This window comes from Allobosea sp., assembly GCF_030694325.1.
Taxonomy (GTDB): Bacteria; Pseudomonadota; Alphaproteobacteria; order Rhizobiales; family Beijerinckiaceae; genus Allobosea.
On sequence record NZ_JAUXYO010000333.1, the window covers coordinates 1 to 22013 of the forward strand.

Genomic DNA, 22013 nt, shown 5'->3' on the forward strand with positions numbered 1-22013 from the left:
CGCCGGCGACGCAGACCCCGCCCGCCTCGGCCGCGCCACCACGGACCGAGCCGGCCCCGCCCGCTCCAAAGCCCCCGGCCGAAGCCGCAGCGCCTGCGACCGGCATGCCGCCTTCCCCCGCTGCTCCCGCCGCCCCGACACCGGGCGCGGCCGACCCGGCCACCGGCGCGGAGAAGCCCCGCCTCGTCAACCCCACCGATGTGCGCGGCAGCGAAGCCGGTGAGCGCACGCCGCCGCTCGCCCGATCCGAGAACCCCGGCATCCCGGCGCAGCTCCCGCCCGTCCAGCCGCAGGATTCGACCTCGTCCCAGCCCCGGCCTGAGACCCCTGCAGTGCCTGTCGTGCCGATGGACTGAAGAAGGGGCGACGGCTTCAGCCCTGGTCACCGGCCTCGACCGCAACGAAAAGGGCGCCTCCGGTTTCCCGGAGGCGCCCTGCCGAACGCACGGCCCTAGGCGACCTGTTCAGGCGGCCTTGGCGGTATCGACCTTGGCTTCGATCACCTTGGCGCCGCCGGTGCCGATCGCGATCTGGCGCGGCTTCTTCGCCTCGGGGATCTCACGCACGAGATCGATGTGGAGCAGCCCGTTCTCGAGGCTCGCGCCGGTCACATGCACATAATCGGCGAGCTGGAAGCGGCGCTCGAAGGCGCGCGCGGCGATGCCCTGATGCAGGATCTCGCGCTTCTCGCCATTGTCGTTGGCCTGCTTCTCGCCGCGCACCGTCAGCGCGTTCTCCTTGCTCTCGATCGAGAGGTCGGATTCGCCGAAGCCTGCCACCGCGATGGTGATGCGGTAGGCGTTCTCGGCCGTGCGCTCGATGTTGTAGGGCGGGTAGCTCGGGGCCGACTCGGCGCTGCCGACCTGGTCGAGCAGCGAGAAGAGGCGGTCGAAGCCGACGGTCGAGCGGTAGAGCGGGGAAAGATCGAATTGACGCATGATGTCCTCCAAAGAAGCGACGTTCGTGTCCGGCCCGCCTCGTCATGAGCGCGGGCCCGGTCTGGGATCGCGCAGCCGTTCCGGCCTGCGCAGAGCTGATCTGGGATAGCGTTTTCGGCTTTTCAAGAGCCCTCCCGGACGGGCATAAGCGGTGCGGGCGGATCAGGGCTGCGTCACCGCCGGGATCGCGCCAGCCGCCGGGAAGCCGCCATGGCCGATGCCGAACTCTTCGCCCATCCCGACTATCCCATGCCGGGACATGGCCGGGCTTGGACCGCCCGTACCCGCGACGGGGCGCAGCTGCGTTTCGCGCGCTGGCGCCCGACGGTGAAGCCGGTGCGCGGCACCATCCTCCTCGTGCAGGGCCGGGCCGAATTCATCGAGCGCTATGGCGAAACGATTGCCGAACTGCGCCGCCGCGGCTTCCACGTGCTGGCCTTCGACTGGCGCGGCCAGGGCGGCTCGCAGCGCTTCGTCAGCCGTGAGCGCAAGGGCCATGTCGGCCGGCTGCGCCATTACGAGGCCGATCTCGCTCTGGCGGCCGCGCAGATGCGGGAGCGCCTGCCCGGCCCCTATTTCGCCCTCGCCCATTCGATGGGCGCGGCCTTGTGCCTCGACGCCGCGCGCCACGACCGGCTGCCCGTCGCCCGGCTCGTCGCGCTCGCGCCGATGCTGGAGCTGACCATCATCGAGAAGCCGGGCCGGGCGAGCCGCCTGGCGGGCGCGCTGTTCTGGCTCGGTTTCGGCAAGAGCTTCGTGCCCGGCGGCGGCGACACGGCCATCGCCACCAAGCCCTTCGAGGGCAACCGCCTGACCAGCGACCCGGTCCGCTATGCCCGCAACAGCACACTCTCGGCGGCGGCACGCCATCTCAGCATCGGCGATCCGACCATCGCCTGGGTCCGGACCGCCTTTCGCCTGATGGCGCGGCTCGCCGCGCCCCATGCCGCCCGCGAGGTCCGGGTGCCGACCCTGGTCATCGCCGCCGGACGCGACCGCGTCGTCTCGACCCCGGCGATCGAGCGCTTCGCCGCGCGGCTGAAAACCGGCCAGGCGCTGGTCCTGCGCGAGGCGCGCCACGAGATCCTGAATGAGAGCGATCCGATCCGGGCGCAGTTCTGGGCCGCCTTCGACGCCTTCGTCCCGGGCGAGGACGCCGAACTGGCAGCCGGCGACGCGGATTCAGCCGGCGAGCAGCGCCAGCGCGGCTTCATGCAGCGCCTTGTTGGCGGCGGCGAGGATGCGCCCGCCCCCGGCGGCGCTACCGCCGTCCCATGAGGTGACGATGCCGCCCGCGCCCTCGATGATCGGGATCAGCGCGACGATGTCGTAGGGCTTCAGCCCGCTCTCGATGACGAGATCGACATGGCCGGCGGCCAGCATGCAATAGGCGTAGCAGTCGCAACCATAGCGGGCGAGGCGCACCGCGCCCTCGACGCGGCCATAGACCTGCGCCTCCCCGTCCTTGAACAGGGCAGGCGAGGTCGTCATCAGCGTCGCGCCGGCGAGGCTCTGGACCTGGCGCGTGCGCAGGATGCGCGGGCCGCCCGGCCCCTCGTAGCGTGCCTCGCCGCCATCGCCGGAATAGCGCTCGCCCGTGAAGGGCTGATGCATCATGCCGTAGACCGGCTCACCGCCGCGCGTCAGCCCGATCAGCGTACCCCAGACCGGGATGCCGGAGATGAAGGCCCGGGTGCCATCGATCGGATCGAGAACCCAGACATACTCAGCCTCGGTGTTCTCGCTGCCGAACTCCTCGCCAAGCACGCCATGGGCCGGGAACTGGCGCCGGATCATGTGGCGCATCACCGTCTCGCCGGCCCGGTCGGCCTCGGTCACGGGATCGAAGACGCCACCGCCCGACTTGTCCTCGAGCCCGTGATGGGCCCGGAAGAAGGGCAGGATCGCCCGGCCCGACTGGGTCGCGAGGTCCGCTACGAAAGCCCCGAAATCGACGGCACTCATGTCATTCCCCCGCGCGACCGATGCAGGCGCCACGCCGCCGCGATCCGCGTGATGGCGGGCTGGTCGCCGGAAGGCAAGAGTCGGCGACCAGACGTTCCGCTACCACCTTCTCTGCCCTGCGTTCCGCGCATGCCCCATCCGCCCTTCGCACTCGCACAATTTTGGTCAGGCCACTTGCTTTTTTGCGCTGCACCGTCATATTGTGCACTGCGAAGGGGCGATGACCTCAAGCCTTCGTTGCCCTCCTTGGGCGTTTCCTCCCTAGACTTGGGCCGCCACGCAAGTGTGCGGCCCTTTTTTTCGTTGCGGTGGCAACCGTCGTCTCCGACCGAGCGCCCTACTCGGCCGCTTCGCGAAATGCGTCGAGCCAGCCGCTCCAGCGCGCGAAACACTCCGCCATCGCCCCGGTGATCGCCTGCTCCACTTCGCCGAATGCGGCATGGGGCAGGAGTGTCGCCTCGTCCATGTAGAGGGCGCGGTTGATCTCGATCTGCAGGGTGTGCACGCCGGTGGCCGGCGCGCCGTAATGCTCGGTGATGAAGCCGCCGGCATAGGGCCGGTTACGGGTGACGCGCAGCCCGAGGCGGGCGAAGGCGGCCTCCGCGATGTCGGTGACGTAGCCCGCCGCGCTGGTGCCGAAACGGTCCCCCAAGATGATGTCTGGCTTGGCCGGACCGTCGCGGTCGAGCCCGGTCGAGGGCATCGAATGCGCGTCGACGAGGATGCAGGTGCCGAACGCGCGCTGCGTGCGCTGCACGAGGTCGCGCAGCCCGGCATGATAGGGCCGGTAGAGCGCATCGATGCGCGAAAGCGCCTCCTCGACAGGAATCCGCCCGAAATAGATCTCGTGCGCGTCGCCGACGATCCGGGGAATCGTGCCGAGCCCGCCCGCCACCCGCAGCGAGCGGGTATTGGCGAAGGGCGGCAGCCGCCCCTCGAACATCCGCGGGTCGAGCTCATAGGGCTCGCGGTTGACGTCGAGATAGGCGCGCGGGAACTCCGCGACGAGAAGCGGCGCGCCCAGTGCCACGCTGCGGCCGAAGAGCCGGTCGACATAGGCGTCCTCGGAGCGGCGCAGCGAGCGCAGCGGCAGCCGCGCCCGCTCGACGAAGGACCGCGGGTAGCGCCGCCCCGCATGGGGCACGTCGACCACCACCGGAACGATGTGCAGCGCCGGCTGGTACAGCGTGTAGGGCCGCTCGATCTCGCGGACGACGTCGTCGGGACCGGGCGGAAAAGGGGCGAAGGGATCGCTCATCGGCCCGAACACAAGCACACAACGCCGCGGGGTTGAAGGGCTGCACGCGCCGGGCCGGCATCGGCCTCGGATTCACCCGTTGTTTACCATGCTGATGCCTTATAGAAACCGTGGGTTCCAACTGCGGGGGCGGGTCGATAACCCTGCCGCCGCAGCCGCGCAGGGTTGGGGCGCGAAAACCAGACGAGAACGGGACCGGGGTGCCTCGCCGGCTTCCGCTGCACCAGAACACAGGCCTTACGGGACGGACAGATCAGGCCCATGACGAAGATACTCCTCGCCGAAGACGACAACGACATGCGCCGGTTCCTGGTCAAGGCCCTGCAGAATGCGGGCTACGACGTGGCCTCCTTCGACAACGGGCTCTCGGCCTATAACCGGCTGCGCGAGGAGCCGTTCGAGCTGCTCCTGACCGACATCGTCATGCCCGAGATGGACGGCATCGAGCTGGCGCGCCGCGCCACCGAGCTCGACCCCGACATCAAGGTGATGTTCATCACCGGCTTCGCGGCCGTGGCGCTGAATCCCGATTCGCAGACGCCCAAGGATGCCAAGGTGCTCTCCAAGCCCTTCCACCTGCGCGAGCTGGTGAACGAGGTCGAAAAGCTCCTGGCCGCCTGAGGCCGCGGGCGCCGAAGGGGCGCGCGAGGCTTTCTCCACAAAGCGCCTTGCCAGCCTCGAAGCGAGCGGCTATAGCCGCACACCTCGCAACATGGTCGCCCGGCAACGGCGGGACCTGTTCCGGCCGCCGCGACGATTTCCCGACGCGGCAGACGGGCGCGTAGCTCAGCGGGAGAGCACTACGTTGACATCGTAGGGGTCACAGGTTCGATCCCTGTCGCGCCCACCATTTTCCAGGCCCCGGACATCGCTTCACAAAAGCGGTTTCCGGGGTTTTTGGTTTGGGCGCTGCGCGGTCGAACTCGACCTCTCTGATCAAAGTGCCAAACATGCGCCGCGACATGCTGCGGCTCAACTGAACGTCAGGCCAAAAGCTCGCCCGCGAGTGTGTGCTCGACACAGCCATCGACATGGCGCGTCAGCACGGTGACGGCACCTTTGGTATCGCGCCGGAGCGCGCAGTCGAGCAATGCCTCGTGCTCCTCGGCGGCGATCTCGCCCCGGAAGACGACGGCGACCATCTGGTAGCGCAGATACTTGTCGTAGATCGCGCCATGGGTCTCCAGCAGCACCTGTGATCCGCAGGCGGAGATCAGGGCGTGGTGGAATTCCCAGTCATAGCGCTTCCAGAGTTCGGGATCGTCGCGATCGCGCGCCAGCATCCGGCGCTCCATCAAGGCGAGCTTGTGATGGGCGGCGACCACGCGCCCCTCCCATTCCATGTCCCCGGCGGCGAAGGACTGGGCCAGCGCGTGGCCTTCGAGCAAAAGCCGCATCGCGGCGATCTCCCGCAGATTGGTCGCCGAGACGGGCGTGACCACGAAGCCCTTCTGGCCTTCCGCCTCGATCAGGCCCTCTGACGCCAGACGGCTCAGCAGCTCGCGCAGCGTGCTCACGCTGGCCTCATAGCGCTCGCGCAGGATGTCGAGCTTCAGCTTCTGGCCCGGGGCCAGCCGGCCGAAGATGATGTCGGCACGGATGCGACGATAGGCGGTTTCACCGACGGAAAGCGGCTGGGGCGTGAGGCTGAGCATGAGGTGGCCCTGCTGGGTGCGCCGCGGCAAAGCGATGCAGCGCAGCCATCATAGCCGATTGGCCGACCAGAACAATCCATATGGCAAAATCGAAAATCTCATGTGAAACGAGAAATCGATGTTGCGTCCTGCATCTGCCTTGGCGATAGTGCGGACCATAAGGCGGCGCGACAATCCGCTCTCAGGGGAGGTTTCTCATGGCTCATTCGATCGACAGGCGGGCCTTGCTGGCCGGCGGCGCGGCTCTCGCCACGGCCGGCTTCGGAGGCGGCGCCTTCGCCCAGGCCAAGCCCAATCTGCGCTTCTCGGCGGTGTTCTCCGAGCAGGACATCCGCGCCGAGATGATGAAGCGCTTCGGCGAGGCCATCAAAGATGACTTCACGCTCCAGCCCTATTACGGCGGCAACCTCTTCAAGCAGGGCACCGAGTTGGTCGCCATGCAGCGCAACAACCTCGAAATGGGGAACATCGCGCCGCAGGACATCTCGAACCAGATTCCCGAATGGTCGATCGTAACGTCGGCCTATCTCTTCCGCGACGCCGACCATCTCAAGAAGGTCTTCGCCAGCGAGGTCGGGGCCGAGCTGAAGAAGGTCGCCGAGGACAAGCTCAACATCAAGATCCTGGGGCCGACCTATTTCGGCGCCCGCCAGGTCGGGCTGAAGCCCAAGAAGAAGATCACGACGCCCGCCGACATGGCCGGCATCAAGCTGCGCATGCCCGGCGGCGACGCCTGGCAGTTCCTCGGCCAGTCCCTCGGCGCCAACCCGACGCCGATGGCCTATGCCGAGGTCTACACCGGCCTCCAGAGCGGCGCGATCGACGGACAGGACAACCCTCTGCCCAACGTCCAGAACATGAAGTTCTACGAGGTCTCCTCGCAGATCGTGCTGACCTCGCATCTCGTGGGCTTCGATCTGCTCTGCGTCACCGACCGGGTCTGGAAGGCGATGTCCCCGCAGAAGCAGGCAGCCTTCCAGGCCGCCGCCGACGCCGCGATGGACTGGAGCGCCAAGACGCATCTCGACAAGGAGAACGAGCTCGTCGACTTCTTCAAGAAGCAGGGTCTCGAGGTCTATGTGCCCGATGTCGCCGCCTTCCGCGACTTTGCCCAGAAGAAGTATCTCGCCTCCGACCTCGCCAAGAGCTGGAAGCCCGGCATGGTCGACAGGATCAACGCGCTCTGAGGCTCGGCCGGGGCGGGACGGCGGAGGGCGGCAATCTTGACGGATCGTCTGACAGCGCTCGGCGGGTGGCTGGCCCGTCGAGCGGAGAATGTACTGGTGGCGATGCTCGGCGCGATGTTCGCCGTGTTCATCCTCCAGATCGTCTTCCGCTACCTGCTCAACCTCCCGATCGGCTGGACGCATGAGATCAGCGTCATCCTCTGGCTCTGGATCGTCCTGTTCGGGGCCGCCTTCGTCACGCGCGAGAGCGACGAAATCCGCTTCGACATCCTCTATGGCTCGGCGGGCCCTCGGACGCGCCGCATCATGGCCCTCATCACCGCCACCGCACTCGTCGTTCTCTACACCCTCTCCCTGCCGGCGATGGCGGACTACGTCACCTTCATGAAGGTCGAGCGGACCGCCTATCTCAAACTGCCGTTCAACTGGGTCTATTCGATCTACCTTGCCTTCGCCGTCGCGGCGATCGCCCGCTATCTCTGGCTCGGCTGGCAGGCTCTGCGCGGCCGTGCGCCCGAAGCCTTCGATCCCACCAAGGCCGGCTCGGGGATATGACGAGCCCCTTTTCGCTCTGCATTCTGGCGATCGTTACGCTGTCTCTGCTCGGCCTGCCGATCGGCCATGCGATGATCGCGGGCTCGATCTTCTACCTCCTGCTCGCCGGCCAGGACCTCAGCATCGCCGCCGAGCAATTGCTCAACGGCATGTACACCAACTACGTCATCCTCGCCGTGCCACTGTTCATTCTGGCTGCCGAACTGATGAACATCGGCTCGATGACGGAGCGCTTGCTGCGCTTCTGCGACGCGCTGGTCGGGCGCTTCCGCGGGGGGCTGGCCCAGGTCAACGTCGTTCAGAGCCTGATCTTTGCCGGCATGTCGGGATCGGCCATCGCGGACGCGGCCGGCACCGGTCGCATGATGCAGGCGATGATGACCAAGGACGGCCGGTACCCGGCGAGTTTCGCTGCGGCGCTGACGGCTGCGACGGCGGTCGTCGGCCCGATCATCCCGCCATCTATTCCGATGGTCCTTTACGCCCTCGTCTCGGACGCCTCGATCGGCTTCCTCTTCCTGGGTGGCGTCATCCCCGGCCTGCTGATGGCCGGTGTCCAGATGGGGATCGTCGGCTATACGGCGAAGGCGCGGAACTTCCCCGTAGAGCCGCCGATCCGGCTGCGCGAGCTGCCGGGCATCACCTGGCGCGCCCTTCCGGCGCTGCTGATGCCGGTCGTGCTGCTCGGCGGCATCTATGGCGGCGCCACGACGCCGACCGAAGCTGCCGCCGTCGCCGCAGCCTATGCGCTGGGCGTCTCCGTCCTGCTTTACCGCAGCGTCTCGCTGCGCTCCTTCTACACCTCGCTCGCCTACAGCGCCCGCACCACGGCTGCGATCGGCATGCTGATCGCGGGTGCGCTCGTTTTCAACTACGTGGTCACGATCGAGAACATCCCCGAGAGCCTGAAGGTCCTGCTGTCGGGCTGGAACCTCACGCCGATCGGTTTCCTGCTGCTGGTCAACGCCATCCTGCTGGTCCTCGGATGCCTGCTGGAAGGCACCGCCATCCTGCTGATCGTGGTGCCCGTGTTCATCCCGACCGCCAAGGCGCTCGGCATCGACATGGTGCATTTCGGCGTCGTCGTGGTGGTCAACATCATGCTGGGGCTGATCACGCCGCCCTATGGGCTGCTGCTGTTCATCATGAACACCATCACCGGCGTGCCGCTGCGGGAGATCGTGCGCGAATGCATGCCGTTCCTCGTCGCGATGATAGGCGCACTCGCGGTGATCACCTTCTTCCCGGGCCTCGTCCTCTGGCTCCCCCGCCTCATGGGCTATCCGGGCTGAACGGCGATGCGCTTTCAAGTTCTCACAGGTGACCCGTGACCAAGCCGATCTACGTCCTCAACGGCCCGAATCTCAACCGCCTCGGCACGCGCGAGCCGCATCTCTACGGCAGCACGACGCTTGCCGAGGTCGAGGCGATGTGCCGCGAGGCAGCCGGCCACGGGCCGCTGGTGTTTCGCCAGTCGAATCGGGAGTACGAGCTGATCGACTGGATCCACGAGGCGATCGACAACGGCGGCGCCATCGTGATCAATCCTGCCGCCTTCACCTTCACCTCGATGGCGATCCTGGACGCGCTGAAGATGTTCCCGGGCCCGATCATCGAACTCCACATCACCAATATTCACCGCCGCGAGCCGATCTACCACCGCTCCTTTGTCTCGCTGGTGGCCACGGCCGTGATCGCCGGCCTGGGCCCACGCGGCTACGCGGTCGCCGTCGCCGCGGCTCGCGACCTCATCGATTCCGCTCCCTGAGCCGCAGCGGAGTCCACACCTTGAAGCGACCGTGATCCGGCAGGGACCGGGACATGTGGGCACCTCCTGGAGAGGGATGCAGCATGCCGATTGAGCAAAGCCCCGATCTCAGGAATTGGCGCACTGCGCCTCCATCGAATCGCCGGTCATTCGTCGGGCCGATATCGATCAGGACGAAAAGCCCAGCGACCGTCGCAGCGCTCCGGCCGCTGGGCCTGACAACTGGGTCATGAAGGTCTTTGCCGGGTCGCTGTTCGTCGCGCTCACGCAGAGCGCGGCGGAATAGAGCGTCGAGAGCGCAAGATCGTCGGGCATGAGACCGACCAACTCCACACCAGGCTGAGCGATGATCTCGGTCGCCTGGGTGCAGCCCAGCGCGCCCGGCGTTGACGAGGCGGCGAGCGCCGCCATCGCCGCCGTGCCGTTGGGATGGGGGCGAAGCGCGCGCGCCACGCTGTCGGCGAGGCCGAGCCTTGCGAGCAGGCCGGCGAAATGGATGCCGGCGGTGGATCGTTCGAGATCGGGCACGTAGATTTCCGCCGCGTCGCGCAGCGCCAGGGCCAGCGCTGGCGCGGTCGTGACGTCGGGTCTGGCGTCGCCTCGGCGGATCGCGACGGCTGTCGGTACGGATCCGATGTCGGCGATGCTCTCGGCCACGACCAGCCCGTCCCGCGCCAGCGCGTCGACCATGCTGCGCGTCAGGATGACGATGTCGGTCGGCGCGCCGGCCAGGAGTTTCTCGCGCATCGCGCCGACAGCGCCGAAGTGAGCGCTGACACTCGCGCCCATTTGCGTCTCGAAGGCCGGCGCCAGCGCCTTGACGAGGCCCTCGGCCGCGCCGCCGCTCAGCAGGGAGATTGTGCTCACGGGTCTGTTCCTGTGCTTTGGTCAGACGGTCGCAGCCCGGCGTCGGCGCAGCGCGACGATCAGCGGCCAGACGAGGGAAGCGATGAAGAGCGCGAGCAGGATCGCCGAGATCGGCCGCTCGACGAAAATCATCGGGCTTCCCAGCGAGAGCAGCAGCGATTGGCGCAGCGAGGTTTCGAGCAGCGGGGCGAGGACGAGCGCCAGCACCAGCGGCGCGCGCGGGATGTCGAGCTTCATCATCAGCCAGCCGACGACCCCGAACAGCAGCGCTATGGCCACCGGGAACATGCTCTGCGTGCTGGACCAGGCACCAAGCAGCGAAATCGCCAGAATGCCGGGCGCCAGATAGCCGTACGGCACGCGCAGCAGCGAGGCGAAGAGCGGCGCGAGCGGCAGGTTGATCACGAGCAGCACGACATTGCCGATGAACATGCTGGCCATCAGACCCCAGACCAGGTCGGGCTGCTCCGTCATCAGGCCGGGGCCGGGCCGAATGCCGAACAGGATGAGCGCTGCCAGCAGCACGGCCGTGCTCGACGAGCCGGGAATGCCGAGCGCGAGCATCGGTGCGAGTGCGCCCTGTGCCGCCGCGTTGTTGGCGGATTCGGCGGCCGCGACGCCATCGATCGCGCCATGCCCGAAGCGCTCGGGCTTGGCGCTGAGCTTGCGCTCGACGACATAGGCCATCATCGAGGCGATGGTCGGCCCCGCGCCCGGCATGGTGCCGACGACGAAGCCGACCACCGTGCCGCGCAAGATCGCAACACGGCTGTCGGCCCATTCCTGCCCGGTCAGCCACATGTCGCGCAGGCGCGTGCGGATCGTCTGCATGCCGTCGAGCCGCTCGAGGGACGACAGCACCTCGGCGATGCCGAAAATGCCGATCGCCACGGGCAGGAACTCGACCCCCTCCAGCAACTGGGGCTGGCCGAATGTCAGGCGCGGCATGCCGACGATCGGATCGACGCCGATCTGCGAGATCATCAGTCCCAGCGTCGCCGCCAGCAGCGCCTTGACGGGAGAGACGCCGCCGAGGCTCGCCGTCGCGGTGATGCCGAGCGCGGCGAGCAGGAAATACTCCGGCGAGGAGAAACGCAGGGCAAACGCGCTCAGCGCCGGCGCGACGAAGACGAGCGCGATCGCCGAAACGATGCCGGCGAAGAACGAGCCCAGCGCAGCCACGCTGAGCGCCGCGCCGGCACGGCCCTTGCGCGCCAGTTGGTGTCCATCGATCGCCGTCAGCAGGCTGGAGGATTCGCCGGGCACATTGACCAGCACCGATGTCAGCGTGCCGCCATACATGCCGCCATACATGATGCCGGCGAGCATGATGACGCCTGACACCGGCTCCATGCCGTAGGTAAAGGGCAGCAGCAGCGCCATGCCTGCCGCCGGGCCAATGCCGGGCAGCGCGCCGATGATCTGGCCGAGGACGACGCCGATCACCAGAAAGCCGAGATTGCGCGGCGTCGTGGCGACGGAGAAACCCTGCCAGAGCAGGTCCAGGCTTTCCATGATGGCGTAGGTCCTGACGGTGGGAGCTAGAAGCCGAGAACGCCGCGCGGCAGCGCCATCCCGAGCCAGCGGACGAAGATCAGATAGGCAAGGCCGGTCGTGACGGCGACGGCGATCAGGCTATTCGCGACCGGCTGTCGCAGGGCGACAACGGTTACGAAGGCCAGAACCGCGCCGACGGCCGGAATCATCCCGAGCACCGGCGAAAGGACGGGGAATCCGACGATCGCGGCGAGCACGAGGCCGAGACGCCGCATGATCGGCGGCGGCGGCCAGTCGATCGCCTCGACCTGGCCGCTCGTTGCCTGGACGACGAGCAGAACGGCCAGGATCGCTCCTGAGATGGCGATCAGCGTCGGGAAGAAGGCCGGCCCGGCGGTGAAGCCGTCCCAGAACCCCATTCCCCAGGTGCCCGCGACCATCAGGGCCGCGAGGCCGAGCATCGTCAGGCCCGGAGCGGCATGCGCAAAGCGGTTCACGCGCCGCTCCATCCGCCGGCCTGCCGCGCTTTCCGCCCCGCCTGCCGCCTCATTTGGCGAGGCCGACATCGCGCATCAGGTCGCCGTAGAGCTTGGCCAGTTCGCCATGGCGCTGCTTGATGCGATCGAGCCCGTAATATTCGCTCGACTGCATCTTCGCCTTCACCGAGTTCTTCCAGGCATCGGTGGCGACAACCTTGCGCATGACGTCATCCCACCATACAGCGACCTGCGGATCCGTGTTCGGCGGCAGCGCTATGCCCCATGACTGCCCGAAGACGATGTCGAAGCCCTGCTCCTTGGCCGTCGGCACGTCCTTGTATTCCGGCTCGGTGCGGCGCGTGGCGGCGAGCACGACCAGCGGTTTGGCCTTACCGCTCGTGATGAGCGGGACGCCTTCCTCGAGCGTCGCGAAAACGCCTTCGACATTGCCGCCGAGGAAGGTCGAGATCGCGACCGAGCCGCCGTCGAAGGGCACATAGGTGAGTTGGACGCCGCCGGCCTTCATCAGCAGGGCCGTTGCAAGATGGTCGGTTCCGCCTGCCAGCGCTCCGGCGATGCGGATCCCGCGCGGCTTGGCCTTGGCGGCGGCCATGAAATCGCCCAGCGAGTTGAAGGGCGCGTTGGGCTGCACCAGGAAAACGAGGTCTGATTGGATGAAGTCCGCCACCGGGACGACACGGTCGATGATCGACGGCGTGCCCTGCATCATCGGCGTGGTGAAGCTGGACTGGTTCAACGTCAGCACCAGGTTCTCGTCGCCCGGACGCCCGACGACGTAGTTGTAGCTGACGGAGCCCGCGCCGCCGGGGCGGTTCTGGATGACGACAGGGACCTTGGTGATCCCCGCCTCGCCGATGATCTTGGCGACGAAGCGCATGATCACATCGGGCGATCCGCCGGGGCTGGCGCCGACGGAGATGTCGATCGGCCCTGACGGCTGCTTACCCTGGGCAAGAGCCGGCCCACTGGTTGCGATGCCGAAAGCGAACAGGGCGGCGAGCCCGACCGCGCCACGGCGCGACAGAACCGCATTCTGCGGAACGGTTTTCATAGCGTCTTCTCCCCTGAGAGATTTCGTTCGGTTCCAGCCGTGCAAGCGGCAAGCATGTCTCTCTGCCGGCAAATCTGTGTCGGGCGCAGCGGTTTGACAATCACGCAATGCTGTCGTCAGCTTTGCGCATCCTGCAAAGCAAACTCTGGTGGTCGCTGCGATGGGCCGGTCCAGGATCGTCGGGGCACTGCCCCGCCTCCCGCTCGAAGTGCTCAGGCATGTCGTGCTGATCGCCGAATGCGGCTCGACCGTGGGGGCCGCGCAGATCGTCAACATGACCGCGTCCTCGCTCAGCCGGAAAATCGCGCAGCTCGAGCATGATCTCGGCGTGCCGCTGTTCGAGCGGCATTCGCGCGGAATGCGTCCAACCGACGCCGGCCAGCTGGTGACGGACGCGGCGCGCCAGATCCTCGCCCGCATGGACCGCCTCGCCAGCGACATCGGCGATGTCGACGAGATGGGCCGGGGGCTTGTGCGGATCTATGCCTCCCAGGCGCTGGTCGAACATTTTCTGATGCCGCATGTGGCGCGGATGGCGATTCAGCATCCGAATGTGAAGATCGAGCTCCATGTCGGGGCCGGGCGGCAGGCTGAGCGCGCCTTGATCGACGAAAGCGCCGATTTCGCCCTGATCCTGACCGTTCCGCGCCACCCCGAGATCGAGATCGTCGCCGAGCGCGCCAACCGTATCGTCGCGATCGTCAGCCCCGACCATCCTCTGGCGCAGCGCCGCGCGATCTCGGTCGCGGAGGTGCTGGCGCAACCCTTCGCCGCGCTGCCGCCGAGCTATTCCAGCCGCGCGGCGTTCAACACGCTGGCGCCGGAGGCGCTGCTCGGCGTGCAGCCGCAGTTCACCGCGAACTCGATCGCCGCGCTGAAGGCCTATGCGCTCGCCGGGCTCGGCATCGCGATCGTCCCCGAACTGACGGTCGGCGATGCGCCGGGCGAGCAGGGGCTCGTCCTGATCGAGATCATCGGCGCGGAGCGGACCGATACGCGCATGTGCCTGTGCCGACGCCAGTCGCGCATGCTGGGCAACGCGGCCCGCAGGCTCCTCGACGATTTCGTCGCTGCCTTCGCAGCTCACCACACCTGACCGATCGACGCAGAAGGTCAGCCGTTCAACGATGTCGGCGTCCGTGGCTGTCGATGGTGGCCGTCGCTCGTCGGATCACCACTTCACGAAAGCGTCAGCCGCTCTGGCGAGGCCAAGCCTTGGCCGCCGCATCTAGGCGGCAGCCGATGCCAGTTCCGACACGGCGGTGTCGATCGGCACCGGCCGACCGAGCCAGTAGCCCTGACCCTTGCTGACGCCCAGCAGCTTCAGGGTCTGCAGCTCGGCATCGCGCTCGATCCCCTCGGCGAGGATCTGGCAGCCCGTCTCGCGAGCATAGAAGATCAGCGCGCTGGCGAGCGCCCGTCGGGCCGGATCGCCATCCACATTCCGCGTGAGCGACATATCGAGCTTGATGATGTCGGGCTTCAGGCGAACGATGTGCTGCAGGCCCGAATAGCCGGCCCCCGCATCGTCGACCGCGAGGCGGACGCCCTGACTTCGAAAGCCATCGAGCTTGGCCAACAGTCCTTCGTAGTCATGCACCAGGCCATGTTCCGTGACCTCGATCACCAGGCGATTCGGATCGAGCCGGCCGACGATGTCGCCGAATGCCGCCGCCATCACCGCCTCTGCGGAGGCATTGATCGTCAGGTAGATGTGGCTCGGCAAACGCCTGGCATGATCCAGAGCCGCCTCGATCGCCGCGAGTTCCAAGGGCACGCCGAGGCCGACCTCAGCGGCTTCGGCGAACCACTTGTCCGGCGATCGCCGGGGCTGTTGAGAGAAGCGCGCGAGGCACTCGAAGCCGACGGCACGATCGCTGGCGAAATCCCAGATCGGTTGGACATGGATGTCGAAGGCACGATCGTCGATGATCTGGGCGATCCGGGCGTGCCGGGCATCGCGATCGCGGCTGCTGCGCCGATCTTCGTCGATATGCTGGGCAGTGATGTCCGCGAATGCGCGCATGACCTGCAGGTCGCGACCATTCAGCGAATGATTGGCATGCGGGCTCAGACAACAGAACATGCCGAAGACGGAGCCGTCAGACAGCGTCAAAGGCACGCTGACATGGGCGCCGATCGGGACGGCCTGCGTGATCGGCATGGCCGCGGCAAAGGGGATAGCCGAGGTATCGGGGATCAACTCCGGCAAACGGCCCGCGAGGATGTGGAGGCAATAGACATCGTCGAGCGACCGTGAATCGCCCGGCTTGATCAGCGCTTCCAGGCCGGGAGCATCCACGGCCCGGAAAACCGATTCATTGCGTACGAATTCCGACACATAGGCGACCTCCATGCCCAGATGCTGGCGCACCGACTGAAGCACGCGGTCGATCATGAAGCCGTCAGAACGGCTCGCCGTTTCTGGGCCGTTTGCAAGGCAGGCAAGGATCGACATCTGCACCTCTCGTCCGTGGGACATGCGAACTGCAGCGTGCTGAGTTTTCTCGGAACCACCGCCGTCATCCCGGGCATGCCCCGGGATCCATCGGAGGGCTCCAGTGCCTTACGATGGATCCCGGATCGGCGCGGCTTCGCCGCTTGTCCGGAATGACGGTCTGTTTCCGAGTGAAATCAGCATGCTCTAGCCGACACTGCACCGGGGTCACCTAAAGGGACGTAAAGGTGGGGAGCAGTCCGCTGCGCGCCCACCATTGTCGAAACCTTGCGAGCCTCGCGCTTCGCAGGGTTTCTTTGTCCGGCCCGTGACGCGGCTCCGGCTTGGTCCCGCGGCGGCCGCCCGGCGCGTCGCCTCAGCGTCGACCAGTCCCGGCTTCGAGACGCTCGAACAGCCACACCGCAACCGCACCATAGATGACGTGGCCGACGAAGCTCATATAGGAGAGCTCGCCTCCCTCCCCGAGCAGGTAGAAGGACAGCCCGCCGACCGGCGCCATCAGGCCGAGCGCGTTGAACCACGTAAAATTGCCCCAGCTGATCGCATCCGCGATCAGTGGGCTGCTGTTGATCAGCCGCGTTGCGATCAGCCCGATCACCGCCGTCCAGAAGATGAAATGGATCGGCGCGAAGGTTCCGGCCGCGATCAGGCCGGCTATTCCGGCGCTGAAAGTCACGAGGACGATGGCGTCGAGCACGACCGGCCAACGCGGCACGAAGCGCGAGATCACGAAATAGGCGACCGGATAGCCGATGATGCCGACGCCGTAATGCAAAGCTTCGCGGATCAGATAGGGCACCGACAGGCCGAGCCGATGCTGGGCGATGGCGTCGATCAGACCCGCGGGCTCGAGCGGATAGCCCAGTACGGCCCTGGTCAGCACGCGGGCCCAGATTTCCCAGACCAGGAGGCCTGCCAGGCCGCCGGCGAACAGATGGACCACCGTCCGGTTGCTGAGGGTTGCGGGTTTCGCTTCGGCCGCCATGGTCATCATCGGTCTCCACCCATCGGGTCTGCGGGAACATGCGCTGACACAGACTTCGCGCGCCGGGCCCGCTTGGTTACCGACGGGCGTCAACCTCGTCGCGCCGGATGGATGGGCAGCGCGTCGCGATCGGGGAGTTCCCCCGACGCAGCGGCGTCGACCGCATCGCGAGCGGGTGCGGCGTCACATCGGTCGTGTCGGCGTGCCATAGTCGCCGCTCACTGCAGGGGGGAGACGCGACCATGACCTACTGCCTCGGCATCTGGCTGCCGACGGGCCTCGTGCTGGCCTCCGATTCCCGCACCAGCGCGGGCGTCGACCAGATTTCGACCGTCAAGAAGCTTGCGCTGTTCGAGAAGCCGGGCGACCGCGTCGTCGCCATCCTGTCGGCCGGCAACCTCGCCACGACCCAGGCGGTGATCAGCATGATCCGACAGAGCGCGGGACAGGGCGGTACAGCGGGTCCCGAGGGCGACATCCTCGCCGCCCGCAGCCTGTTCGACGTCGCACAGATCGTCGGCCTTGTGCTGCGCGAGGTGATGCGGCTCAACCGCAGCTTCGTCGAGCCCTATGGCGATCCCAGCGCAAGCTTCCTCATCGGCGGACAGGTCTCAGGGGATCGCCACCGCCTGTTCCAGGTCTATTCGGCCGGGAATTTCGTCGAAGCTTCCAGCCGCAACCCATTCCTGCAACTCGGCGAAACCAAATACGGCAAGCCGATCCTCGACCGTGCCCTGACCATGCGCAGCGGGCTCGACGAGGCGGCCAAGCTCGCTTTGCTCTCCTTCGACGCCACCATCCGCAGCAACCTCTCGGTCGCCCCGCCGATCGACCTGCTGCGCTACGAAGCCGACAGCCTGATGGCCGGGCAACTCGCCAAATTCACCGCCCAGCATCCCTACTGGTCGGATCTGCGCGAGCGCTACAGCGACGGCCTGAGCCGACTGGTGGCAAGTCTGCCCGAACCGCGCTTCTGACGCCCGCCCTCCCCGTGGGGGCCGTCAGGCGGGTTCCGGCACCCGCTGCGGCACCGCCGTCGAGCCGCGCTGGAGCAGGCTGGGCTTCAGCATGACGCGGCAGGGCCGCTCGCTTTGCCCGTCCGACGCCGCCTTGCGGAACAGGAAATCCGTCGAGGCCGTCGCCAGTTCGCGCACTGGCAGGGCGATGGTGGTCAGGCCGTTGCCGCACCAGCGCAGCGTCGGGCTGTCGCTGAAGCCGACGAAGGAGAGCTCCGACGGGATGGCGACACCCGCAGCCCGCGCGCAATCATAGGCGCCGATGCTCATCCGGGCGCCGGCGGTGACGACAGCGGTCGGCCGCTGCGGCTCGGCCAGGATCGCCTGCATCGCCGCGAAGCCGAACTCGGTGTCGCAGCTGCCCGCCTTGACCAGCCTGTCGTCGATGGCGATGCCGGCCTCCTGCAGGGTCCGGCGGAAGCCCTCCAGACGGTCCCGCCCCGTCGAGATCGCGACCGTCGAGCCGATATAGGCGATGCGCCGGTGGCCGAGATCAATCAGATGGCGGGCCGCCAGCCGCATCGCCTCGTCATCTTCGATACCGAACCAGTCCGAATCCACCTTGGCGCAGTGGCGCACGAACTGGACATGCGGCGTCGCCCGCATCAGGCGCAGCGTCTCCGGTGCGGGCGTGACGCTGGGAATGATGATGAAACCCAGCGCCCGGGCCGAGCGCAGATTGCGCAGATGCTCGAGCTCCAGCTTGGGATCGTCGTCGGTGACCGCGAGCACCAGCTGATGCCCCCGCTCCTGGCAGCAATCGGCGATGGCCTTGGCCGCCGTCGAATAGAAGTCGTTGCGGATGTCTGGGACGATCAGCCCGATGATCGAGCTCGTGCCGCTGCGCATGGCCCGCGCCGCGAGGTCGACGACATAGCCGAGCCTCTCGGCCGCCGCCATCACCCGCGCCCGCGTCTCCCGGCTGATCCGCGGCGAGTCCGCCAGCGAACGGGCGACCGTCGAGACGGACAGCTCCAGCTCGGCCGCGATGTCCTTCATGGTGGGAGGGCGCTTCATCGGCCAAGCCTCGTCGGAACATGCGTCGGGGCGAATGCTATCTCGCGCAATCGATTGCGCAGATGATGGCATAAAGCACGATGAAGCCCCCTGGAAGCAAGCAGTTTACAGTGCCAACGATTGCGCATAGCGTCCAGGTCAGAAGGAGCGGGTCGGGCCTCGCCGCCCATGGCGACAGCGAGGCCCGGATGAATGTTCGCGACCTTGCGGCGCGACGCAAGGGCAGACGCAAAAACCAGCCCGGGGCGGGCATACGCCCCATCAAGGCCGGAGCATGCCGGCCACACAGAACGGGAGAGGAAACACCATGGCTTCATCGTCGGATGGCATGTTCACACGCCGCACCCTGGGCCGGCTCGGTCTCGCGGCGATCGCCGCCCCCGCCGTGCTGACATCGGCACGCGCCCAGCAGAAATTCACCTGCCGCATCGCCCACACCGAGGGAATCGGCACGCCGATCACGCTCGGCTTCGAGAAGTGGACGGGCATCCTGAAGGAGCGCAGCGGCGGGCGCATCGATGCGCAGCACTTCCCCGCCGCCCAGCTCGGCGGGCTGGCGCAGGCGCTCGAGGGCAGCCGCATCGGCACCATCCAGGTCACCACCGCAGGCCCCGACAGCGAGGAGGCGATCGCGCCGGAAATCGCCGCCTTCGGCGGCGCGCCGGGCTTCATCTACAAGGACGAGGCCCATGTCGACCGCGTGCTCCAGGGCCCGCTCGGCCAGGAGGTCTCCGATATCGCCCGCAAGAAGACGGGCGTGGAGTTCGTCGCCTATGGCGAGACCGGCTTCCGCCACATCCTCTCGAAGCGGCCGGTCAATTCGCTGGAGACGCTGAAGGGCCTGAAGATCCGCGTACCGGAACTGCGGATCTGGGTCGATTTCTGGAAGACGCTCGGCGCCAACCCGACCCCGCTGCCCTATTCGGAGCAGTATTCGGCGCTTTCGACCGGCGTCATCGACGGGCTCGATTCCGACTATTTCTCGATCCTCGGCTTCAAATGGCACGAGCAGGCGAAGGAGGTCACCCCGACCGCGCACTGGTTCCTGCCGAAGGCCGTGCGCGTCAATGCGCGCTGGCTGGACAGCCTGCCCGCCGATCTGCGCGACATGGTGCGCGCCTCCGCCAAGGAGGTCTTCGCCGAACAGCGCGCGACGAACCGCGCCAATGCCGACAAGGCGCTGGCCGATCTCGAGAAGCTCGGCTGCAAGGTCAATCGGGTCAGCGAGGCCGAGCGGGCGAAGTGGGCCGAGATGACGGCGCCGCTCTTCGATCAGTTCGGCTCCAAGAGTCCCGAAACCAAGGCGATGATCGACAAGATCCGCAAGCTGGCCTGAGGTCGGCCCTGCAACGCCTCGCACCGGCTCTCGCCCAAGGCCCGGTGCGTCTTCCTGCGGTTTCGAGCGATCACCTGACATGGCTGAACACACCCAGACGATGACTCCTGCTGCGACAGGCGCGTCCGCCCGCTTCCTGCTCGGCTTCGACCGCGCCTTCGAGGCGCTCTGCGTGGCGCTGATGCTCGGCTCGGCGTCGGTCGCGGTGCTGCAGGTGTTCTGCCGCTACGTTCTGGATGCCGCCCTGCCCTGGCCGGAAGAGGTCTCGATCTGGCTCTTCACCTGGGCGGTGTTCCTGGGCATGGCGCTCGCCGTCGGCCGCCACGCCCATATCGCGATCGACCTCGTCAGCCGCTACCTGCCGGCGCCGCTGCAGCGCCTCCATGCCGGCTTCGTCGCGGCGATGATCGCCGCCACCAGCATCATGATGATCGTCCACGGCATCGACTTTGCCGGGCGCGCCATCCAGGTCTCGCCGGCGATGCAGTGGCCGCTCTCCTATCTGTTCATCGCCATCGCGGTCGGCGGCGCGTTGAACCTCGTCTATCTGATCCGCCCGGCGGGGGGCTTGCCGCAGCTCTCGGGCCTGCTGTCGGTCGTGGCGGGCGGCGCGGTCTATCTCGCGGTGCGCCATGGCGCGGCGCTGGTCTGGCAGGAGGCCGGCAGCCCGACCGCGCTGATGCTGGTGGCGGGGCTGCTCGTGCTGTTCGAGGTGCCGATCGCCTTTGCTCTCGCCTTCGGCGCGTTTGCCGCCTTCGCGCCGCTGGGCGACATCATGCTGGTCATCGTGCCGCAGAACATGGCGTCCTCGCTGAACTCCTTCACACTGCTCGCGATCCCGTTCTTCATCATGGCGGCCGCCGTGATGAATGTCGGCGGCATCACCACCCGGCTGGTGGCGCTGGCGACGAGCCTCGTCGGGCATTTCCGCGGCGGGCTCGGGCAGGCCAATGTTGTCACCAACACGCTGCTCGCCGGCGTCTCCGGCTCCTCCACCGCCGATGCCTCCGCCATCGCCAAGCTGATGGTGCCGGAGATGGAGAAGCACGGCTATCACCGCGCCTTCAGCTGCGCCCTGACCAGCGCCTCCTCGACGCTGGCCAACCTCATCCCGCCCAGCCTCGGCCTGATCATCTATGCGGCGCTGGCCTCCGTCTCGGTCGGCGCGCTCTTCGTCGCCACCATCATCCCGGGGCTGATGGCGGCGGCTTCGCTGATCGTCGTGGTCTACATCGTCTCGCGGGTGAAGGGCTATGGCGGCGATATCGCCCCGGCCTCCTGGCGCGCGCGCGGGCGGGCTCTGGGCACGGCCATCCCGGCGCTGCTGCTGCCGCTGCTGATCGTCGGTGGCGTCCGCTTCGGCGTCTTTACCGCCACCGAGGCCGGCGCGATCGCGCTGGTCTACGCCATCCTCTGCGGCCTGTTCTTCTATCGCTGCCTCAGCGGCCACGGCTTCTACGAGGCCGTGCGCGAATCGACCTTCGACACCGTGTCGATCGTCGTCATCATCGCTGCAGCCTCGCCCTTCGCCTGGGTGCTGGCGGCCGAACAGGTGCCGCAGAAGATCGCCGCCGCGATGAGCGCCTATATCGACAGCCCCGTGATCCTCCTTCTGCTGATCAACCTGCTCCTTCTCGTCGTCGGGCTGTTCATGGAGATGATCGCGGCGATGGTGATCCTCGTCCCGATCCTGGTGCCGCTCGTGGTCGCAGCGGGCGTCGACCCCGTGCAGTTCGGCATCGTCCTCGTCATGAACCTCGTCATCGGCGCGCTGACGCCGCCGCTCGGCGTGCTGGTCTTCACCACCGCCCGCGTCGGTCGCGCCAATGTGGTCGACGTCTTCCGGGCGATCCTGCCCTTCATCCTGGCGCTGGTGACCGTGCTGATGCTGGTGACCTATGTGCCCTCGCTGACGCTGGCGCCGCTGCGCTGGCTCGGCCCCTGATCGTCGGAGTTAAGA

Annotated in this window: 21 protein-coding genes, 1 tRNA gene and 1 pseudogene; 12 read left to right on the forward strand and 11 right to left on the reverse strand. The window is 67.3% G+C overall.

What is annotated here, in order from left to right; all coding sequences use genetic code 11:
* Positions 1 to 356, forward strand: a pseudogene (locus Q8M82_RS21330) (hypothetical protein); the annotation flags it as partial.
* A gap of 108 nt (positions 357 to 464) precedes the next feature.
* Here Q8M82_RS21330 and Q8M82_RS21335 read toward each other — a convergent pair.
* Positions 465 to 938, reverse strand: a complete 474-nt coding sequence (locus Q8M82_RS21335; protein ID WP_305693305.1) for an Hsp20 family protein — start codon at positions 936 to 938, stop codon at positions 465 to 467.
* Between the two features lie 210 nt (positions 939 to 1148).
* Between Q8M82_RS21335 and Q8M82_RS21340 the strand changes: the two genes are divergently transcribed.
* Entirely contained in the window at positions 1149 to 2216 is a 1068-nt protein-coding gene (locus tag Q8M82_RS21340; protein ID WP_305693306.1) for an alpha/beta hydrolase, read from the forward strand.
* On the opposite strand, the gene hisN is transcribed toward Q8M82_RS21340, so the two are convergent.
* Positions 2121 to 2903 carry a histidinol-phosphatase gene (gene hisN / locus Q8M82_RS21345; protein WP_305693307.1) on the reverse strand — a complete coding sequence of 261 codons (783 nt, stop codon included), beginning with the start codon at positions 2901 to 2903 and terminating at the stop codon, positions 2121 to 2123. The genes Q8M82_RS21340 and hisN overlap by 96 nt on opposite strands.
* 337 nt (positions 2904 to 3240) lie before the next feature.
* Entirely contained in the window at positions 3241 to 4161 is a 921-nt protein-coding gene (locus Q8M82_RS21350; RefSeq protein WP_305693308.1) for an N-formylglutamate amidohydrolase, read from the reverse strand.
* A gap of 261 nt (positions 4162 to 4422) precedes the next feature.
* Here Q8M82_RS21350 and cpdR point away from each other — a divergent pair, with 261 nt between their 5' ends.
* Both cpdR and Q8M82_RS21360 read left to right on the forward strand, forming a co-directional pair.
* On the forward strand, positions 4423 to 4782 hold the full coding sequence (gene cpdR, locus Q8M82_RS21355; protein WP_038363805.1) for a cell cycle two-component system response regulator CpdR: 360 nt from the start codon (positions 4423 to 4425) through the stop codon (positions 4780 to 4782).
* A gap of 154 nt (positions 4783 to 4936) precedes the next feature.
* Positions 4937 to 5011: transfer RNA gene (locus Q8M82_RS21360), tRNA-Val, on the forward strand.
* Positions 5012 to 5144: 133 nt separating this feature from the next.
* Here the strand turns inward: Q8M82_RS21360 and Q8M82_RS21365 are convergent.
* Complete coding sequence (locus Q8M82_RS21365; RefSeq protein WP_305693309.1) at positions 5145 to 5816, reverse strand: GntR family transcriptional regulator; 672 nt, start codon at positions 5814 to 5816, stop codon at positions 5145 to 5147.
* Between the two features lie 197 nt (positions 5817 to 6013).
* Between Q8M82_RS21365 and dctP the strand changes: the two genes are divergently transcribed.
* From dctP to Q8M82_RS21385, 4 genes are read left to right on the forward strand one after another with little or no spacing between them, the layout of a single operon-like run.
* Entirely contained in the window at positions 6014 to 7003 is a 990-nt protein-coding gene (dctP, locus tag Q8M82_RS21370; protein ID WP_305693310.1) for a TRAP transporter substrate-binding protein DctP, read from the forward strand.
* Positions 7004 to 7039: 36 nt separating this feature from the next.
* Entirely contained in the window at positions 7040 to 7558 is a 519-nt protein-coding gene (locus tag Q8M82_RS21375) for a TRAP transporter small permease (protein ID WP_305693311.1), read from the forward strand.
* Positions 7555 to 8850, forward strand: coding sequence for a TRAP transporter large permease (locus Q8M82_RS21380; RefSeq protein ID WP_305693312.1), 1296 nt, complete (start codon positions 7555 to 7557; stop codon positions 8848 to 8850). The genes Q8M82_RS21375 and Q8M82_RS21380 overlap by 4 nt, the downstream gene beginning before the upstream one ends.
* A 35-nt stretch (positions 8851 to 8885) precedes the next feature.
* A complete protein-coding gene (locus Q8M82_RS21385; protein WP_305693313.1) occupies positions 8886 to 9326 on the forward strand; it encodes a type II 3-dehydroquinate dehydratase in 441 nt (146 codons plus the stop codon).
* A 168-nt stretch (positions 9327 to 9494) separates the two neighbouring features.
* Here Q8M82_RS21385 and Q8M82_RS21390 read toward each other — a convergent pair whose 3' ends face one another.
* The 4 genes from Q8M82_RS21390 to Q8M82_RS21405 are packed head-to-tail and all read right to left on the reverse strand — an operon-like array spanning position 9495 to position 13241.
* A complete protein-coding gene (locus Q8M82_RS21390) occupies positions 9495 to 10193 on the reverse strand; it encodes a substrate-binding domain-containing protein (RefSeq protein ID WP_305693314.1) in 699 nt (232 codons plus the stop codon).
* A 21-nt stretch (positions 10194 to 10214) separates the two neighbouring features.
* The gene (locus tag Q8M82_RS21395; RefSeq protein WP_305693315.1) at positions 10215 to 11708 is read right to left on the reverse strand and encodes a tripartite tricarboxylate transporter permease; all 1494 of its coding nucleotides are present in this window, start codon (positions 11706 to 11708) and stop codon (positions 10215 to 10217) included.
* Positions 11709 to 11734: 26 nt separating this feature from the next.
* The gene (locus Q8M82_RS21400) at positions 11735 to 12187 is read right to left on the reverse strand and encodes a tripartite tricarboxylate transporter TctB family protein (protein WP_305693316.1); all 453 of its coding nucleotides are present in this window, start codon (positions 12185 to 12187) and stop codon (positions 11735 to 11737) included.
* A 49-nt stretch (positions 12188 to 12236) separates the two neighbouring features.
* Positions 12237 to 13241: a Bug family tripartite tricarboxylate transporter substrate binding protein gene (locus Q8M82_RS21405; protein ID WP_305693317.1), complete on the reverse strand. Its 1005-nt coding sequence runs from the start codon at positions 13239 to 13241 to the stop codon at positions 12237 to 12239.
* Positions 13242 to 13401: 160 nt separating this feature from the next.
* On the opposite strand from Q8M82_RS21405, the gene Q8M82_RS21410 reads away from it, so the two are divergent.
* A complete protein-coding gene (locus tag Q8M82_RS21410) occupies positions 13402 to 14337 on the forward strand; it encodes a LysR family transcriptional regulator (RefSeq protein WP_305693318.1) in 936 nt (311 codons plus the stop codon).
* A 132-nt stretch (positions 14338 to 14469) separates the two neighbouring features.
* Here Q8M82_RS21410 and Q8M82_RS21415 read toward each other — a convergent pair whose 3' ends face one another.
* Positions 14470 to 15699: a sensor domain-containing phosphodiesterase gene (locus Q8M82_RS21415; protein WP_305693319.1), complete on the reverse strand. Its 1230-nt coding sequence runs from the start codon at positions 15697 to 15699 to the stop codon at positions 14470 to 14472.
* Between the two features lie 355 nt (positions 15700 to 16054).
* Positions 16055 to 16690 (reverse strand): hypothetical protein, encoded by a 636-nt coding sequence (locus Q8M82_RS21420; protein WP_305693320.1) that lies wholly within the window; start codon positions 16688 to 16690, stop codon positions 16055 to 16057.
* 236 nt (positions 16691 to 16926) lie between these two features.
* Here Q8M82_RS21420 and Q8M82_RS21425 point away from each other — a divergent pair, with 236 nt between their 5' ends.
* Positions 16927 to 17661: a proteasome-type protease gene (locus Q8M82_RS21425; RefSeq protein ID WP_305693321.1), complete on the forward strand. Its 735-nt coding sequence runs from the start codon at positions 16927 to 16929 to the stop codon at positions 17659 to 17661.
* A 24-nt stretch (positions 17662 to 17685) separates the two neighbouring features.
* On the opposite strand, the gene Q8M82_RS21430 is transcribed toward Q8M82_RS21425, so the two are convergent.
* A complete protein-coding gene (locus Q8M82_RS21430) occupies positions 17686 to 18717 on the reverse strand; it encodes a LacI family DNA-binding transcriptional regulator (RefSeq protein WP_305693322.1) in 1032 nt (343 codons plus the stop codon).
* 307 nt (positions 18718 to 19024) lie between these two features.
* Between Q8M82_RS21430 and Q8M82_RS21435 the strand changes: the two genes are divergently transcribed.
* Both Q8M82_RS21435 and Q8M82_RS21440 read left to right on the forward strand, forming a co-directional pair.
* Positions 19025 to 20053 carry a TRAP transporter substrate-binding protein gene (locus Q8M82_RS21435; RefSeq protein ID WP_305693323.1) on the forward strand — a complete coding sequence of 343 codons (1029 nt, stop codon included), beginning with the start codon at positions 19025 to 19027 and terminating at the stop codon, positions 20051 to 20053.
* Positions 20054 to 20132: 79 nt separating this feature from the next.
* Positions 20133 to 21998: a TRAP transporter large permease gene (locus tag Q8M82_RS21440; RefSeq protein ID WP_305693324.1), complete on the forward strand. Its 1866-nt coding sequence runs from the start codon at positions 20133 to 20135 to the stop codon at positions 21996 to 21998.
* Positions 21999 to 22013 lie beyond the last annotated feature (15 nt).